This window comes from Rhizobium favelukesii (genome assembly GCF_000577275.2).
Lineage (GTDB): Bacteria > Pseudomonadota > Alphaproteobacteria > Rhizobiales > Rhizobiaceae > Rhizobium > Rhizobium favelukesii.
The window spans coordinates 1,250,961-1,268,164 of sequence record NZ_HG916852.1 but is presented as its reverse complement, the minus strand read 5'-3'; the positions used below and the strand labels follow the sequence as shown (position 1 = coordinate 1,268,164).

Here is a 17,204-nt window from a genome sequence, read left to right as displayed (position 1 = left end):
GTCGCTGCCATGATCTGCGTCAACGAACTTTCTCCGGGCGAACTCGCCGCGCTTCTGCATTTCCATGCCGAAGCGGGCGTGGAATGGCTGCTCGAAGAGGAAGCCGTCGATCGTTTCGCTGAGTTCGAGGCGATGAAGGCGGCTAAGCGGAGCGCGGCCTCGTCGCCGCAGGCCACCGAAGCTCGGGAAACCTCGGCCCGCCCGGCAGTTCAGGCGACGCAAAGGAACGCCCCTGCCTCCGAGCGTGCGGCTTTGCGGCCGCAGCCTTCGATCCCCGATGGCGAGGCAGTGCAACAGGCACGGTTCGCGGCCGAAAGCGCCCGTTCGCTGCCGGAGCTGAAAACGGCGATCGAGGCATTCAATGGATGCAATCTCAAGCACAGCGCACGTTCGACGATCGTCGCTAGCGGCGATGCGGCAAGCGGGATCATGGTCATCGGTTCGGCGCCAGGGGCCGACGACGATCGTGAAGGCCAACCCTTTGCCGGGCGACCTGGCCAACTGCTCGACAAAATGCTCGCGGCGATCGGCCTACAGCGCGATGCCATAGTGCTGACGCAGGTCATTCCCTGGCGACCACCTGGCAATCGCATTGCGTCGACCGCCGAGATGGATATCTGCCGTCCTTTCATCGAGCGGCAGATCGCGCTTGCCGGGCCGAAGGCGATTCTCGTGCTCGGCAATTTTGCCGCCCGGGTCTTTTTCGGCGAGACCGATACGATTCACGGCTTGCGCGGGCAATGGCGGGAGATCGCGGTCGTAAACCGCATCGTTCCTGCGATCGCGACATTGCATCCGCAAGATCTATTGACGGCACCGGTCAACAAACGATTGGCCTGGAACGACCTTTTGGCTTTTCAGGCCAAACTGGCAGCACTCTAATATGCCCGCCAAATAGGCAAATCTAAACGTTTTATGAAAATATCCATGCGATTTATGCATACCTGCCGCTTATTCTAATGCATTGAAAACCTCATGTTGCAGTGCAATATTGTGGTGTGTCTTGGGAGGAATCAACAGGAACCAAGGCAATGACTGCACGTTTTCGTTCTATCCACTGCGGGTTTGAAACCCTTCGCCTTGCCAATGAGCAGGGTCGCACAACGCAAAGCTACAGCCGCATCGGCTTCGCCACAAACGAGCAGATGGTTGCTCGTGGGACTGGCGCCAGCGGGCGCATCGCGCGTCCCGCCACGATCTTTGCGGATTTCCAGCAATACTGAGGTCGAGGCTGGCATTTGCTGGCCTCTTGCCCCATTGCGCGCCGTATCACCAAGCGCGATTCTCGCCGATCTGGCCTCTCAGTCGGCCGCGCCTTGCCGCACTATCTCGTCCCCCAGTGGAACGCCTCATCAACATAGGCGAACTTGATCGCTTGCCACAGACTGTACTGCTCGACGAACGAGCGCGAGATCCAGAGTACAGGTTTCCTGTCGGTCGCATTCCAGCCAAGAGATCCTTGCTGCGCCGCCTTGGCGAAAAGCCGCTGCAAGTGCGTGCGCGATATCATGAAATCCGCCGCCAGGGCGCGACTGTCGAGATGACCGCCCACGACGCGGTCGGGGTCATTTCCTTCCAGATCGATCCGGGAGACAAGATGATCGACGATCAGCCCGCCAGCATCGTTCCACAGGAAAAGCGCCACATGCTCTGAGGGCTCCCGCCACTGCGGATCCTGAAGGCAATTGCGCGCGATCCTCGGCTGCATGATGCGGATCAATTCAGGGTGGGCCTCAACATGGGCAACCCGGCTTCCGCCATCCAGCAGATCAAGGGCTCCCAGGTTCGAGACCAGCCAGCCAAACATCGCCTGATGACTGATCTCTGCCGGCTCGAACTGGCGGGGGCGCCGCCGCTCCGCCCCCGGCTCGTAGGCGATGAAGCGGCAGGTGAAGAGTTCGTCGATGAAGCTCAGCACCGTGTTGCGGCTGGCCACCTTGCGGGACGTGATCTCGTCCGTCAGCCGCACGGCAGTGAAGCCTGAGGCCGGATCAGCAGGATCGCGCTCCATCGCAAGGGCAAAGGCGGTCTGCGTCAGCAGCCAGCGTTGCTGGGATGCAAGCAATCGTGCCAGTCGCGGGCCAGCATCGAACATGCCGCGCATGCGCCTCGCGTGGAAACGAATGGCTAGGATGAACTGCGGGTTCGCAACCAAGTCTTCGGCACTAAAAGGCATTTTTCTCCCGACGCGCACATGCCCGGCGTCGGCACCCCAGGCACCACGCCGTCCGATCAACCCATAACATGCGCATTCGCGAATAAATGAAGCTTCGTCAAGCTCATAAGACGCAGCAAACGTTCGGACACGTCACTATTTCGTTCGAAATCCTCCCGCATAACGAGAGAACTTCAGCGACACGATCACAAAGATAAGATTGAGGCGCGGTTTTCACGATCCGGCTTGCCGGGCGGCGCGCCGCTCCAGATCAAGTTGGTGCTCGCGGTAGATGATGAATATCCCGGCTGCCACGACAATTGCAGTCCCCATCAGCGTGCTGCCGCCTGGGACATCGCCAAATACAAAATAGGCGATGACGCTTCCGATGACGATCGATGTGTACTCAAACGGAGCAACCGTCGAGACATCTGCGTGCCGATAGCTCTCCGTCAACAGGATCTGCGCCACGCCGCCGCAGAAGCCGGCTGCAACGAGAAGCAATTGCGGTTTCAGATCAAGCACCTGCCAACCGACCGGAACCGTCACGAGCGAGAACACTGTGGCAATGATCGAAAAATAGAGAACGATTGTGGCCGTCTTCTCTTCCTCCACCAGTCGCCGCACCTGAATCATCGCCATGCCGCCGAGCACGGAAGCCAGCAGCACCGTGATCGCACCGATCGCTTGCTCGGAATGGATGCCGCCCTCGCGAAAAAGGGTGAGCTTCGGCCAGGATATGATCGCCACGCCCACCATTCCGAAAAGGACCGCACTCCAGCGGTAGATTCGTACGGTTTCACCGAGGAACAGTGCCGCAAAAATCACCGCGACGAGCGGCATCGCGTAGCCGAGCGCAATCGCCTCCGGCAGCGGCAGGTGCAGCAGCCCGTAGAAGCCTAGTCCCATCGATATGATGCCGAGCGTCCCCCGCTTCAGGTGTCCGATCGGATTGGCCGTATAAAATGCCGATCGCAGCTGCCCGCGATAGGCCAGGTAGGCCATGATCGGAAACAGCGCAAAGAAGGAACGACAGAAGGTCACCTGCCCCGGCTGGATGTCGCTGCCGGCAAGCTTGATGAAGGTCTGCATTGCAAGGAAGACAACAACCGAGCCGACCTTGAACGCAATGCCCCTCATCGGGTTTACCGTAGCCGACCGCATGTCTTGCACTCTTGTATTGGTGTTTTGAGACAGGAGAACGCGCCAGACTCGACGCAGCGTGACTGTGACAGTCGTTGTGACGAATGAACAGATAGAAAATCGGAAAGTTTACAGAGCCACCGAGCAGACCAGATGGTCGCCACGCCACGCTCGATAGGCGTGGCGACCGAGGGGTTTGGTACAAATCCCGAGATCTGAGCGCTGTAAATACGACGCAGAATCGTCGTTCAGCGAACTCAAGACGAGGAGGATCAAAGCAGCCATCAGCCTCAAATCCCATTCCCAGATCCGCCCACATATAGCCGCTTCCAGTGTCTCCAAATCTTCCGCTGCCGCGATTTCGCTTTAACTTTAGTTCAGACTTTAATGTAATCATGCCCTCAAAATTTGTGGCGGAGTGCCCACTCCGCAGACGAAGCAGTCATCCGCTCAAGGTCTTCAGGGAACATCATGCGTACAGATACCGGCCAGGTCATCAATCTGGCAGACTACCAGCCCACCGAATTCGTTCTGGAACGCGTGGACCTTACCTTCGAACTCGATCCGACTGAAACCAAGGTCGAAGCACGACTGATCTTCCATCGCCGCGAAGGCGTCGATCCCAAGGCCTCGCTGGTGCTCGATGGCGATGAACTTGCGCTTTCCGGCCTGCTGTTCGACCAGATGGAAACGCCGGCGGGCCAATACACCGTGACGCCGGAAAGCCTGACAGTGCGCGATCTACCGGCATCCGATCCGTTCGAACTGACGATCACAACGATCATCAACCCCGAAGCCAATACGAAACTGATGGGCCTCTACCGCACCGGCGGCATCTACTGCACGCAGTGCGAGGCAGAGGGCTTCCGCCGCATCACCTATTTCCCCGACCGCCCCGACGTCCTGGCCCCTTACACGGTCAATATCATTGCCGACAAGGCCGCCAATCCGCTGCTGCTGTCGAACGGCAATTTCCTCGGCGGCGCCGGCTATGGCGAAGGCAAACACTTTGCCGCCTGGTTCGATCCGCATCCCAAGCCGAGCTATCTCTTCGCGCTCGTCGCCGGCGATCTCGGCATCATCGAAGACACGTTCACGACGATGTCCGGTCGCGAGGTCGCCCTGAAGATCTATGTCGAGCACGGCAAAGAGCCGCGTGCCGCCTATGCGATGGACGCGCTGAAACGCTCGATGAAGTGGGACGAAGACGTCTTCGGACGCGAATATGATCTCGACATTTTCATGATCGTCGCAGTCTCCGATTTCAACATGGGCGCCATGGAGAACAAGGGGCTCAATGTCTTCAACGACAAGTACGTCCTTGCCGATCCGGAAACGGCCACCGACAGCGACTACGCCAACATCGAAGCAATCATTGCCCACGAATACTTCCACAACTGGACTGGCAACCGCATCACCTGCCGCGATTGGTTCCAGCTGTGCCTGAAGGAAGGATTGACCGTCTATCGCGATCACGAGTTCTCGGCCGATCAGCGCTCTCGCCCGGTCAAACGCATCGCCGAGGTTCGTCACCTGAAATCCGAGCAGTTCCCGGAGGATGCAGGTCCGCTCGCTCATCCCGTTCGACCGATAAAATACCGCGAAATCAATAACTTCTATACAACGACTGTCTATGAGAAGGGCAGCGAAGTTACGCGAATGATCGCAACGCTGCTCGGCAAGGAGACTTTCAAGAAGGGAATGGACATCTACTTCGATCGTCATGATGGCCAGGCTGTGACGATCGAGGACTTCGTCAAATCCTTCGAGGACGCCAGCGGACGCGACCTTACACAGTTCTCACTCTGGTATCATCAGGCGGGCACGCCGCTGGTTACGGCCTCCGGCTCATACGATCCCGCAGCGAAGACGTTCAGCCTTTCGCTGGAGCAGATGATCCCCGCAACGCCCGGCCAGTCCGACAAGAAGCCGATGCACATCCCGCTGAGCCTGCAGCTCTTTGCAGACGATGGTGCCGCCGTGGCTCCGGCCTCCGTCGAAGGTGCGGAGTATACGGGCAGCGTGCTGCATCTGACCGAGCGCACGCAAACGGCCGTATTCCACGGCGTTCCAACGCGGCCAGTTGTTTCGATCAATCGCAGCTTCTCGGCACCGATCAATCTCCATTTCGACCAGTCGCCCGCCGACCTCGCCCAGCTTGCCCGCTGCGAGACAGACCATTTCGCGCGCTGGCAGGCGCTGACGGACCTTGCACTTCCGAACCTTCTGAAGGCGGCGCGCGATGCCCGCGAAGGAAAGACTGTCGCTTCTGAGCCGACATTCGTCGACACCCTAGTTATTGCCGCGGCTGACGAGGGCCTCGAGCCCGCCTTCCGCGCCCAGGCGCTGGCCCTGCCAAGCGAAGCCGACATCGCCCGCGAACTCGGTGGCAACAACGATCCAGACGCAATCCATGCCGGACGCCAGGCGGTGATCAAGCACCTCGCCGACGCGGGACGGGACACATTCGTTGCACTCTATGGTTCGATGACAACGCCGGGCGCCTTCAGCCCGGACGCAACAAGTGCGGGTCGCCGCGCCTTGCGCAACGCTGCACTGACCTACCTCTCCTACGCGGAGCATTCGCCGGCCCGCACCAAGGCTGCCTTCGATGCTGCCAACAACATGACCGACCTGCTGCATGCGCTGACGATCCTTGTGCACCGCTTTCCGGACAGTGCGGAAGCTGCCGAAGCGTTGTCGATCTTCCGGGATCGCTTCGCTGAAAACGCACTGGTCGTCGACAAGTGGTTCTCGGTGCAGGCAACCATACCCGGCGCCGGCACGCTCGATCGGGTGCTGAAGCTGATGGAGAACCCTCTGTTCAAGAGGACCAACCCCAATCGCGTTCGTTCGCTTGTCGGCTCCTTTGCTTTCGCCAATCCGACGGGCTTCGGCCGCGCCGATGGAGAAGGCTACCGCTTCCTCGCCCGCGAGATCCTCGACATCGACCGGCGCAACCCTCAGTTGGCGGCCCGCATCCTGACGTCAATGCGCTCCTGGCGCTCCCTGGAGCCGGTTCGGCAGGACCACGCCCGCTTGTCCCTGTTGGAAATCGAACGGGCCGCCGAGCTTTCGACCGACGTCCGCGACATCGTCGAACGCACTCTCAAAGGGTGATTTGCCATCGCAAGCCGCTGCACCACCCACAGCGGCTTTCCGATCGCCGAAGAAAATTCAGCATCTAGAATCGGTTAACATATTTTTACCTTTTCCTCTGGACAAGGCGAATCACCAGTGATTCATTGAGTGAGGTTCGGGCGAGCGGCGCTGCGAATCACACGAGGGATCAAGGCTGAAGAGATGATGAACGTGCGGCGGGCAACCGCAGCCGACGGACGGCTGCGTGTCGATTTCGACGACCTCCTGGCCTGGCGCGATAGCTTTTCAGCCAGGCGCTCCCGCGTTTCCTCGTCGTCCTCGCGCAACCTCTCCCAGGTCGAAATCGTCCTGAAGCGAATTATTCCGATTCTGATCGTAGCCTTCCTTACGGTTGTGGCTGCATCGCACTTTTTCGGAATGGTCTCCGAGTATGGTCGGACAGAGGCCGCCGCCCGCCATTCCACCGCACTTGCCGCCGCGACTGCCGCTGCGGCCTTCGCCGATGCCAACCAGATATTCGAAACCGCAGACGTCATGCAGGCGCAGGCTCGGCTGGCGCGTTTTATTCCGCAGGATCGCCTGGACGATGACGCCTTCGTGCTGCTGGTGCAGCCGAGCGGCAAGGTGTTCGCAGCAACGGCAGCCGGCTCAACCTATCTTGGCGCCAGCGTCGGCGACTTTTTCTCGGAGATCTCAGCGATCCGCCGTTTCGGCGATCGCGCCGGCGTCATCGAAACGACGATCAGCGGCCGTCCCCACTACGCCGAGATTACTCTGATCGGCGGCTCCGGCGGCTATGTCATCGCCGCGACATCGCTGGAGCGGATCGGCAAACTCTGGCGGGACGAAGTCACGCTGAACGTGACACTCTTCGCAGGCATCTCCTCGATCCTGCTCGTCATCCTGTACGCCTACTACATGCAGGTGAAGCGCGCCCGCGATGCCGACGATATCTTTCTAGAGTCGAACCTCCGCGTCGAAACCGCGCTGTCGCGCGGGCGCTGCGGACTTTGGGACTTCGATTTCGACAGCCGCGAATTCTACTGGTCGCGCTCGATGTACGAGATGCTGGGCCTTCCCGCTTCCGAGCGGACGATGTGCTTCAGCGATGCGGCCCGCCTGATGCATCCCGATGACGGCGGTGTCTACGAAATCGCCCGGTCGATCGCCCGTGGCGATGCCGGTCAGGTCGACCAGATATTCCGTATGCGGCATGCCGGCGGCCACTATGTCTGGATGCGGGCTCGCGCCCAGGTGATCCGTACCAATTCCGGCCGCGTCCACATGATCGGGATCGCAATGGACGTGACCGAGCAGCATCGCCTCGCCCAGCGTTACGCCGAGGCCGATCAGCGGCTGGCAGACGCCATCGAATGCACATCGGAAGCTTTCGTGCTCTGGGATAAGAACGACCGTCTCGTCATGTGCAACGCACATTTCCAGCAGGCGTACGGACTTCCCGATAGCGTTCTGGTCCCGGGGACCGAGCGCACACTTGTCAATGCCGCGGCAGCACGCCCGGTGATCGAACGCCGCATCGCCGACGCAGATGGCTCCGGCTACTCCCGCACGACCGAAGTACAGCTTGCTGATGAGCGCTGGCTGCAGATCAATGAGCGCCGTACGCGCGACGGCGGCATGGTTTCTGTCGGCACCGATATCACGTTGCTGAAACGCAACCAGGAGCGTCTGCGTGACTCCGAACGCCGGCTCATGGCGACGATCGGTGACCTCTCCGCTTCCCGTCAGACTCTGGAAAGCCAGAAGGCTGCACTCTCTGTCGCCAACTCCAACTATCTCGTCGAGAAGGAGCGCGCGGAAGGCGCCAACCGGGCGAAGAGCGAGTTCCTGGCGAACATGTCCCACGAGCTTCGCACGCCGCTCAACGCAATCCTCGGCTTTTCGGAAATCCTGCAGGATCAGATGTTTGGCCCGCTCGGCTCGTCGAAGTACAATGAATACGCGCGCGACATCCACGATAGCGGCAAGCACCTTCTGAACGTCATCAGCGATATTCTCGATATGTCGAAGATCGAAGCAGGCCACATGAAGCTTGAGTGCGAAACGATCGATCTCGCGCCGCTCATCGAAGAAAGCCTTCGCTTCACCGCGATCCCGGCCGCACAGAAGAATATCTTCGTCGAGCAGCGCATTTGCGATGGCATGAGGCTGACCGCCGATCGCCGCGCGATGAAGCAGATCCTGCTCAACTTGCTCTCCAACGCAGTAAAGTTTACCAACGAAGGTGGCCGTATCGCCGTTCGCACGCGTCGCACCAACAGCGGCGTCATGCTGACGATTGCCGACACCGGTATCGGCATCCCTCGCGCGGCGCTCGGCAAGATCGGCCAGCCTTTCGAGCAGGTGCAAAACCAGTACGCAAAGAGCAAGGGAGGCTCTGGCCTCGGTCTTGCCATCTCTCGGTCGTTGACGACCCTTCACGGGGGCAAAATGAAGATCCGGTCGCGCGAGGCGATCGGCACCGTCATTTCACTGCACATTCCAAACAACGGCCACTAAGATTTCACTACCGTCTGGAAAATTTTCCTGACGGCTTTCGAAAGCCGCTTGATCTCTCCCTCAAGCGTCTTGATGTCAGGGCAGTCACCGGCACGGGAAACGAGATCGGTGAGACCCGCCGGAGCTTCCTTGGGATCGAACAGACCGTCGATGCACAGGCGGATGAGCTGCGAAATATCCGTATAGAGCGACAGCGCTGCCAGGCAGAGTTCCATGTCATCGCGGTCCATCAGCTCCACACCGATAAGCTTCACCTGCCCCGCCGTGTTGAAGTCGTCCCCCTCAACGGAGATGCCCTTTGTGGAGGCCACTAGCCGCAGATACTGCGCGATGAATTCGATATCGATCAGTCCGCCGGGAATAAGCTTCAGGTCCCAGATGCCCGCCGGCGGCTTTTCCTGCTCGATCAACGCCCGCATCTCGGACACGTCCTTGGCGATCTTCTCTGAGTCGGTCTTCGCGAAGAGCACTTCGGCGATGATCCGCTCGGCCTCACCGATCAGTTCTCTGTCTCCGCACACGAGGCGGGCGCGCGTCAGCGCCATGTGCTCCCAAGTCCAAGCCTCGTCACGCTGATATTTTTCGAAGGACTTGATGCGGGTAGCGACCGGCCCCTTGTTTCCCGAGGGCCTGAGGCGCATGTCGACCTCATAGAGTACGCCCTCCGCAGTCGGCGCCGAGAGCGCCGAGATCAGCCGCTGCGTGACGCGGGTGAAATAGCGCGTCGCGTCGAGAGGCTTGGGGCCGGAGGATTCGGCGGCTTCATCGTCGTAGTCGTAGAGCAAGATGATATCGATGTCAGAGCCGGCAGTGAGTTCGAAGCTCCCGAGCTTGCCCATGCCGACGACAGCCACGCGGCCGCCCGGAAAATCGCCATGTGCCGCCCTGATCTCCTTCATGACGGCATCGAGTGCCGCTTCGAGGACGAGATCGGCCAGATGCGTGAAGGCGCGGCCAGCCATGGCGCCCCGGATCGCGCCGGTCAACAGCCGGATGCCGATGAGGAAGCGCTGTTCGTAAGCGAAGATGCGCAATCGATCCAGCACCTCCTCATAGTACCGTGCGGGTGCGAGAAAGCCGCCAATGCGTTCGGCGAGATAGGCGCGCGTCGGCAATTCCGCCATCAGGCCGGGATCGAGCATGCCGTCGAAAACATGCGGCTTGGCGGCAATCACCTCGGCCAGCTTCGGTGCAGAGGACATGATGTTGACGATCAGCGATAGGAGCGCCGGGTTGCTGCCGAGGAGCGAAAACAATTGAATGCCTGCGGGCAGGCCCGAGAGAAAGCTGTCGAACCGCAGGATCGCCTCATCGGCGCGGTTGCTTTGGCCGAACACGCGCAGCAGTTCCGGCGTCAGTTCGGTCAGGCGCTCGCGCGCCTCCACGGACTGCGTCGCCTTGTAGCGACCGTAATGCCACGTGCGGATGACACGGGAGATATCGGAGGGTCGTTCGAAGCCTAGCTTGCGAAGCGTGTTCAGCGTATCGGGGTCATCGGCCTGTCCGGTAAAAACCAGATTGCCGGTTTCCGTTGAAAGCTTCGTCTCCTGTTCGAACAGGCGAGCATAGCGTCGCTCGACTGTTTTGAAGACCTCGACCAAGCGCGCGGCAAAACTCGGCGTATCGTCGAACCCCATCATGAAGGCGATGCGCTTCAGATCGGTTTCAGTCTCGGGCAGAAGATGTGTTTGCTCGTCGTGCACCATTTGAATTCGATGCTCGACATCGCGAAGGAACCAATAGGCCTCGGTCAGCTCGTCCCGCGTTTCCTCGTCAATCCATTTCGCCTTTGTCAGCTCCGCCAACGTCTCCTCGGTGCCGCGGCAACGAAGTGCCGGCATCCGGCCGCCAGCGATCAGCTGCTGTGTCTGCGCGAAGAACTCGATCTCGCGGATGCCGCCGCGACCGAGCTTGACGTTGTGGCCCTTGACCGCAATCGCGCCATGCCCCTTGTGGGCATGGATCTGGCGCTTGATGGAATGGATATCGGCGATGGCGGCGTAGTCGAGATACTTGCGAAAGACGAACGGAACGAGCCCGCGCAGGAATTCCTCGCCGGCCAGGATATCGCCAGCGACGGCGCGCGCCTTGATGAAGGCGGCACGCTCCCAGTTCTGCCCCCTGCCCTCATAGTAGATCATCGCCGCGTCGACGGGAATGGCAAGCGGCGTTGATCCTGGATCGGGCCGCAGCCGCAGGTCGGTCCGGAAGACATATCCATCCGCCGTACGCTCCTGCATGATCCGCACCAGCCGTCGCATCAGCCGCGGGAAGATTTCGATCGCGTCGTCCGGATCCGGGATGATCCCCGCCTCTTCGTCGAAGAATACGACGAGATCGATATCGGACGAGTAGTTGAGTTCGGAAGCGCCGAGCTTGCCCATGCCGAGGACGATCAGCCCCGAGCCCTCGCTGGGAGCGGAGACATCCTTTAGCGTGACCTTGCCCCCGTCGTGGGCGGCAAGCAGCAGGTGATCTATCGCCGCACCGACAGACGCTTCCGCAAGCTGGCTCAACCAAGCCGTGGTCGCGCGACCATCGAATATCCGGGCGAGGTCTGCCATGGCGACAAGGAAGGCGACCTTGCGCTTGATGATACGCAGGCGGCTCATCACGTCGGCTTCACTCGGCAGATCGCCGCTTGCCGTCGGCTTCCAACACGCGCGCGCTTCTGCGATCAGCGCCTCTATCCGGGGTTCCAGCGGCTCCGAAATTGCAGTCGCGAGAATTGCCGTATCGATATTCGCGATGTCACGCAGATAGGGAGACAAGGTCAGCGCGGCCGTGATGAAGTCGCGAAATCCGCCTTCCGCCTTGAGCATCTCCGCCACATCGGGCTCGCTCTTGCCGATCCTTTGGAGATCCGCCTGTGCAAGCTTCAGCTCGCTCTTGTTCAGCGGCTTCAGCAACCCGTCGGCTACTTCAACAAGGCTATGCCTCGAACTCGTCAGCATGCACCCTCCCTGGCGAACAGAACCGCGAACCGCCGGGAGAATCATAGCAACTTCCGGCAATTACGCTCTAAGGTAGGGTCTGTGGCGGCAATGGCCAACATCGAATTCGACCCGCTGCCGCCATGATGGTCAGCGCTATTTCACCGGAAAGATCATGCTGACGGTGAGACCTCGCTTCTCCTGATGCTGCGCATCAGTGTCGGACAGCTCCAGTTTCCCGCCATGCAATTCCATGACCGCCTCCACCAAGGAGAGGCCAAGACCGGTGCCGGGCTTGGAGCGGCTTTCATCCAGCCGCACGAAGCGCTTCAGTACATCTTCGCGCTTCTCGGCCGGCACACCTAGTCCGCGATCAGCAATGGAGAGGCAAATGCCATCGGCGCGGCGAAGCAACTTCAGCGCGATATCGCCGTGGCCTTCCGCATCCGACGAATACTTGATGGCGTTGTCGATGAGATTGAAAATCGCTTGGCCGATCAGCTCGCGGTTGCCCTGAACTTCGATGTCAGGCTCGATCGACGAGGTGAGCGCAAGCCCTGCATCATCGGCGACGGGCTCATACAGTTCCGCGCTGTCTGCGACGATGGCGGTGAGATCGACCGGAGACATTTCGGCGGCGACCGAACCCGCCTCGACGCGCGAAATCATCAGCAGCGCATTGAACGTGCGGATCAACTGATCGGACTCGGATATGATCCCCTCAAGCGCGGTGCGTCGCACCTCGGCGTCTGCGGTATCCAGGGCGTCGGTAGCCTTGTTGCGCAACCGCGTCAGCGGCGTCTTCAGGTCATGCGCAATGTTGTCGGAAACCTGCCGCAACCCTTCGTTCAGCTTCTCTATCCGGCCGAGCATCGTATTGAGCGAGACCGACAGACGATCGAACTCGTCGCCTGAGCCCCCGACCGGAAGCCGCTGCGAGAGATCCCCGGCCATGATCTTTTTGCTCGCATCGGACATGCGGTCGATCCGCTTCAGGGCGTTCCTCCCGATGCCGAACCAGATGATGATAGCTCCGAGGCCCATGATCGCGAGTGCGATCATCAGAGCCTGCCGCACCAGCCCGCGGAATGCCTCAGGCTCGCCGAGGTCGCGGCCGATCAGCAGACGCAGCCCGTTGTCCAGCACGAAAATGTTGGCAACCGCCATATGCCGGCGGCTGAGGCCGCTGTCGGCATAACGCTGATACATGAAGGGCAAGGAGGTCCACCCCTCTTCATCGAGCACACCGGGCTGCACGGATGCGACGTTCCCGGCGAGGATATCGCCCGAGGGACCGGCAATGATGTAGAGATTGGCGCCTGGCTGGCGCGCGCGGCGCTCCATCGTGCGCAGAAGAAGATTCATGCCGCCGGCGTCGTAGGCCCGCTGGACCTGGTCCACTTCCTGCTGCACGGCTTCGCGGATCTGGTTTGTCAGAAGCCGCTCGGACATCGCCGTCACATAGAAGACCAGCGTCGCGGCGCAGATGGCAAAGAGCAGGATGTAAAGTGCCGAAAGGCGGACTGCCGTGGACTTGAAGAGAAACCAGAAACGGTTCATCCCTCGTCCTTGATCATATACCCCGCGCCGCGAATGGTCTTGAGAAGCGGCTGGCTGAAGTCCTTCTCGATCTTGGACCGCAGCCGGGAAACGTGCACGTCGATGACGTTGGTCTGCGGATCGAAGTGGTAATCCCAGACGTTCTCGAGAAGCATCGTGCGGGTCACCACCTGGCCGGCGTTCTTCATCAGATACTCAAGCAGACGGAATTCGCGCGGCTGCAGCGGTATCTCCTTGCCGCCGCGGCGGACCTCGTGTGCGAGCCGATCGAGTTCAAGGTCGCCGACGCGGTAAACAACGTCCTGGTCCGGTGCCCCCTTGCGACGACCGAGCACCTCGACACGTGCAAGAAGTTCGCTGAACGCATAGGGCTTCGGCAGATAGTCGTCGCCACCCGCTCTGAGGCCGGTAACGCGGTCGTCCACCTGACCGAGGGCAGAGAGAATGAGAACAGGCGTGTGGATTCCCTTGCGGCGCAATTCGCTGATGACGGACAGACCGTCGCGGCGCGGCAACATGCGATCGATGACGATCACGTCGTAGGTGTTTTCCGAGCCCATGAAGAGGCCGCTTTCGCCATCGCTTGCGTGATCGGCCACGATGCCCGCCTCACGAAACGCCTTGGTGAGATAAACCGCTGCTTCGAGATCGTCTTCGATGATGAGAATCTTCATGCGGCCGACATTACCCGCCGGTTGCGTTTCGGCAAGGCTCAAAACTGCTTCCTGTTGCACAGAGGTCATTGCGATCACCTGCGGATATTGGGCGAAAGGAAGCCGCGCCCAGAGGGCGCGGCTCCCCACTCTGTCAGGGTTGGGAGGATTAACCCTGGCCGTTGATCGGAAGGGCGACGAAGCGGCTGCCCTCCTTCGACTGGATCTGGAAGAGTGCCCGCGTGCGGCCATCTTTCTTCGCCTGGTTCAGGACCTTGACGACATCATCGGCATTGGAGACTTCCTGGTTGTTGACCGAGGTGATCTTCTCGCCTTCCTTGATGCCCTTGTCGGCAGCGTCGGAGTCCGGGTCGATACCAGTGATCTGAAGCCCCTTGCCATCGTCAGAAGGCCCAACTGTCAGGCCGAGGTCAGCAAGTGCCTTTTCGGAAGCAGGAGCCTGAGTTTCCGGCGCCTGATCGCCGTCGTCAGCGGAAGCATCCTTCTGTTCAGCAGGCAACGTGCCAAGTTCGACCGTCAGAGACTGAGCCTTGCCGGAGCGCCAGACAGAAAGCTCGACCTTCTTGCCGGGCGTCATAGCGCCGATGCGGCGGCTGAGGTCGCGGGCATCCTTGACCGTCTCGCCGTTGACGGCGGTGACCACGTCGCCAGCCTTCATGCCCGCCTTCTCACCCGGCGTACCTGCCTGAGCGGAGACAACAAGCGCGCCGCTCGCCTCGGAAAGGCCGAGTGAGTCGGCGATGTCCTTGGTAACGGGCTGGATCTGAACGCCCAGGTAGCCGCGGGAGACTTGTCCATCCTTCATGAGGTCGGCAACGACATCCTTGGCCGTAGACGCCGGGATGGCAAACGCAATACCTACACTGCCACCGGACGGAGAGAAGATCGCGGTGTTGATGCCGACGACTTCACCATTGAGATTGAAGGTCGGGCCACCCGAGTTACCGCGGTTCACTGCGGCGTCAACCTGCAGGTAGTCGTCATACGGACCAGAGCCGATGTCGCGGCCACGTGCCGAGACGATACCGGCTGTTACCGTACCGCCGAGACCGAAGGGGTTACCGACCGCAACAACCCAGTCGCCGACGCGAACATTGTTGTCATCTGCCCAGTTGACGTAGGTGAACTTGCGGCCTTTGCCATCAACCTTGAGAACGGCGAGGTCCGTACGCGGATCCTTGCCGATCAACTTGGCATCAAGCTCCGTGCCGTCGTTCATCACTGCAACGAAGGCTGCGCCGTCGGAAACGACGTGGTTGTTGGTGACGATGTAACCATCCTCAGAAATGAAGAAGCCCGAGCCCTGGGCAACGGGACGCAGGCGGCCCTTGCCATCCTGCGGGCCATGGTGCGGAGGACCGCGGCGGTCCTGCGGACCCTGTGGACCTTGCTCACCAAACTGGCGGAAGAAAGGCTTCAAGGCATCCGGAAGATCGTCGAAGCCGCGACCATTGAAGTCGAAGGCGAAGCCGTTGGCATCATCATCGGACACCGGTTTGACGCGATTTTCGACACGTACCGAAACGACCGCCGGCGAAACGGCATCGACGACGTTCGCGAAGCTCGGAACGGACGGAGCCTGAACCTTGACAGCTTCGGCATAGGAGCGAGTGATTTCGAGGGGAATACCGGTCGCAAGCACCGCAGCGGCAAGACCCGCGACGGTCGAGGCCTTCAGCGCGGTATTGAGCGACGGAGCTTTGATATTCTTGAACATGAGTGGCACCTTCTTTGACTTCAACATCTACAGGATCAGGATGACCGGATCGGCTGATGAAGGAAGATATAGGACGGCACACCTTACTGCGAACTGTCCGAGCGATGAAAAATTCGTAATGTGCAATACGACCGCATTGCGATCCGGTGCAGCAATCTCCCTCGACTAAAGCGCTTGGAGTCGATAAGCCTCCTGCTTACAACCGGAGGAGGACGAAACCATGGCCCATGTGGTCACGGGAGAGGATTTTGCGCCCGATACTGCTGCGCTCGCTGCCGTCATCTTCGGCGTCACTGCCTTCGCGGTTGCACAGGGGCTGACCTATCCGCTGATTTCGCTTGTCCTTGAGCATCGAAATGTTTCGCCGAGTCTCATCGGCCTCAACGCCGGTTGCTTTGCGGCAGGCTTGGCCGTGGCGACGTTCGCGGTGACGTGGCTGTCGCGAAAGGTGCGGGGCGACCGGCTGATCGTCGCGGGCCTCGTCGGCTGTGCGGTCAGTCTCTCGACCTTCGCGACATTCGACACTTTCTGGGTGTGGTGCATCGCTCGATTTTTTCTCGGCTTCTTCGTCAGCCTCATCTTCATGCTGAGCGAGGCCTGGCTCAACACGGCCTGCCCTGACCGCCTGCGCGGGCGCGTCTCCGGTCTCTATGGGGCAGGCATGTGCGGCGGCTTTGCCGCGGGTCCACTGGTGATTCCGATCTTCGGCACGGAGCAAGGCTTTGCCTTCGCGCTGCTTGCCGTCTACGTCGCCTGCGTCGCCTTCCTGACGATTATCCTCACCCGGAGAGCACGCACGCTTCCCGAGCAGGCCGCATCAGGAGCGCTCTTCAAGTTTGTCAGAAGCGCACCGATGCTGATCTGCATGGTGGTCGCATTTGCATTCGCCGATATTGCCGCCATCTCAACCATGCCGGTCTATTTCGTCCGGCTCGGCTATTCCGAGGCGTTCGCCGCCATCAGCGTTACAGTGCTCGCGCTACCGACCGCACTTGCCCAACCGCTGGTCGGCTGGCTTCTCGACACGACCTCGCGCTTCGGAGTGGCCATCTGCTCCGGCCTGCTTGCGGGGCTGAGCTTCATCGCGATCCCGTTCCTTCAGTCGCAGGCAGCAATTCTGGTGATGTTCGGCATCATGGGAGCAGCGAGTTTTTCGCTTTACACCTGCGCCTTGACGATTCTCGGCGAACGCTATGCCGGAGATAGGCTTGTCGCGGGAAGTGCTGCCTTCGCCCTTGCCTACGCCGTCGGCAGCGCGGCGGGCTCGTCCTCGGTCGGCGCGGTGATGGACGTGTATTCGCCGTCTGCAGGACCAATCGCGGCGGGCTGCGTCGTGTTGGCATTCACCGCAGCGCTGGTCGCGTCTGTGTTGCGAGACCGCCTCCGTAGACGGTCGTAAG

At 60.5% G+C, this 17,204-nt stretch carries 11 protein-coding genes; 5 read left to right on the top strand and 6 right to left on the bottom strand.

Annotation, left to right across the window (positions count from 1 at the left end; all coding sequences use genetic code 11):
• Window positions 1-9 precede the first annotated feature (9 nt).
• Both LPU83_RS44625 and LPU83_RS44620 read left to right on the top strand, forming a co-directional pair.
• The gene (locus tag LPU83_RS44625; protein ID WP_024313747.1) at window positions 10-882 is read left to right on the top strand and encodes a uracil-DNA glycosylase; all 873 of its coding nucleotides are present in this window, start codon (window positions 10-12) and stop codon (window positions 880-882) included.
• Between the two features lie 149 nt (window positions 883-1,031).
• The gene (locus LPU83_RS44620; protein ID WP_024313748.1) at window positions 1,032-1,223 is read left to right on the top strand and encodes a hypothetical protein; all 192 of its coding nucleotides are present in this window, start codon (window positions 1,032-1,034) and stop codon (window positions 1,221-1,223) included.
• Between the two features lie 101 nt (window positions 1,224-1,324).
• Here LPU83_RS44620 and LPU83_RS44615 read toward each other — a convergent pair whose 3' ends face one another.
• Window positions 1,325-2,176, bottom strand: a complete 852-nt coding sequence (locus tag LPU83_RS44615; protein WP_024313749.1) for a hypothetical protein — start codon at window positions 2,174-2,176, stop codon at window positions 1,325-1,327.
• A 213-nt stretch (window positions 2,177-2,389) separates the two neighbouring features.
• Window positions 2,390-3,319, bottom strand: coding sequence for a DMT family transporter (locus tag LPU83_RS44610; protein ID WP_024313750.1), 930 nt, complete (start codon window positions 3,317-3,319; stop codon window positions 2,390-2,392).
• A 450-nt stretch (window positions 3,320-3,769) separates the two neighbouring features.
• Between LPU83_RS44610 and pepN the strand changes: the two genes are divergently transcribed.
• Both pepN and LPU83_RS44600 read left to right on the top strand, forming a co-directional pair.
• Complete coding sequence (gene pepN, locus LPU83_RS44605; protein WP_024313751.1) at window positions 3,770-6,418, top strand: aminopeptidase N; 2,649 nt, start codon at window positions 3,770-3,772, stop codon at window positions 6,416-6,418.
• Window positions 6,419-6,601: 183 nt separating this feature from the next.
• On the top strand, window positions 6,602-8,920 hold the full coding sequence (locus tag LPU83_RS44600) for a PAS domain-containing sensor histidine kinase (protein ID WP_024313752.1): 2,319 nt from the start codon (window positions 6,602-6,604) through the stop codon (window positions 8,918-8,920).
• Here LPU83_RS44600 and LPU83_RS44595 read toward each other — a convergent pair.
• From LPU83_RS44595 to LPU83_RS44580, 4 genes are all read right to left on the bottom strand, one after another.
• Window positions 8,917-11,874 carry a bifunctional [glutamine synthetase] adenylyltransferase/[glutamine synthetase]-adenylyl-L-tyrosine phosphorylase gene (locus LPU83_RS44595; protein WP_024313753.1) on the bottom strand — a complete coding sequence of 986 codons (2,958 nt, stop codon included), beginning with the start codon at window positions 11,872-11,874 and terminating at the stop codon, window positions 8,917-8,919. The two genes, LPU83_RS44600 and LPU83_RS44595, sit on opposite strands and share 4 nt — an antisense overlap.
• A gap of 135 nt (window positions 11,875-12,009) precedes the next feature.
• Complete coding sequence (locus tag LPU83_RS44590) at window positions 12,010-13,413, bottom strand: sensor histidine kinase (protein WP_024313754.1); 1,404 nt, start codon at window positions 13,411-13,413, stop codon at window positions 12,010-12,012.
• A complete protein-coding gene (locus LPU83_RS44585) occupies window positions 13,410-14,156 on the bottom strand; it encodes a response regulator transcription factor (protein WP_024313755.1) in 747 nt (248 codons plus the stop codon). The genes LPU83_RS44590 and LPU83_RS44585 overlap by 4 nt, the downstream gene beginning before the upstream one ends.
• A 79-nt stretch (window positions 14,157-14,235) precedes the next feature.
• A complete protein-coding gene (locus LPU83_RS44580) occupies window positions 14,236-15,804 on the bottom strand; it encodes a Do family serine endopeptidase (RefSeq protein WP_024313756.1) in 1,569 nt (522 codons plus the stop codon).
• A gap of 220 nt (window positions 15,805-16,024) precedes the next feature.
• Between LPU83_RS44580 and LPU83_RS44575 the strand changes: the two genes are divergently transcribed.
• The gene (locus LPU83_RS44575) at window positions 16,025-17,203 is read left to right on the top strand and encodes an MFS transporter (RefSeq protein ID WP_024313757.1); all 1,179 of its coding nucleotides are present in this window, start codon (window positions 16,025-16,027) and stop codon (window positions 17,201-17,203) included.
• Window position 17,204: the final 1 nt, after the last annotated feature.

Excerpts from the sequence above, each read along its gene's own strand:
- LPU83_RS44590 (WP_024313754.1), bottom strand. The coding sequence starts at position 13,413 with ATGAACCGTTTCTGGTTTCTCTTCAAGTCCACGGCAGTCCGCCTTTCG.
- LPU83_RS44580 (WP_024313756.1), bottom strand. The coding sequence starts at position 15,804 with ATGTTCAAGAATATCAAAGCTCCGTCGCTCAATACCGCGCTGAAGGCC.
- pepN (WP_024313751.1), top strand. The coding sequence starts at position 3,770 with ATGCGTACAGATACCGGCCAGGTCATCAATCTGGCAGACTACCAGCCC.
- LPU83_RS44585 (WP_024313755.1), bottom strand. The coding sequence starts at position 14,156 with ATGACCTCTGTGCAACAGGAAGCAGTTTTGAGCCTTGCCGAAACGCAA.
- LPU83_RS44625 (WP_024313747.1), top strand. The coding sequence starts at position 10 with ATGATCTGCGTCAACGAACTTTCTCCGGGCGAACTCGCCGCGCTTCTG.
- LPU83_RS44615 (WP_024313749.1), bottom strand. The coding sequence starts at position 2,176 with ATGCCTTTTAGTGCCGAAGACTTGGTTGCGAACCCGCAGTTCATCCTA.
- LPU83_RS44575 (WP_024313757.1), top strand. The coding sequence starts at position 16,025 with ATGGCCCATGTGGTCACGGGAGAGGATTTTGCGCCCGATACTGCTGCG.
- LPU83_RS44620 (WP_024313748.1), top strand. The coding sequence starts at position 1,032 with ATGACTGCACGTTTTCGTTCTATCCACTGCGGGTTTGAAACCCTTCGC.
- LPU83_RS44600 (WP_024313752.1), top strand. The coding sequence starts at position 6,602 with ATGATGAACGTGCGGCGGGCAACCGCAGCCGACGGACGGCTGCGTGTC.
- LPU83_RS44595 (WP_024313753.1), bottom strand. The coding sequence starts at position 11,874 with ATGCTGACGAGTTCGAGGCATAGCCTTGTTGAAGTAGCCGACGGGTTG.
- LPU83_RS44610 (WP_024313750.1), bottom strand. The coding sequence starts at position 3,319 with ATGCGGTCGGCTACGGTAAACCCGATGAGGGGCATTGCGTTCAAGGTC.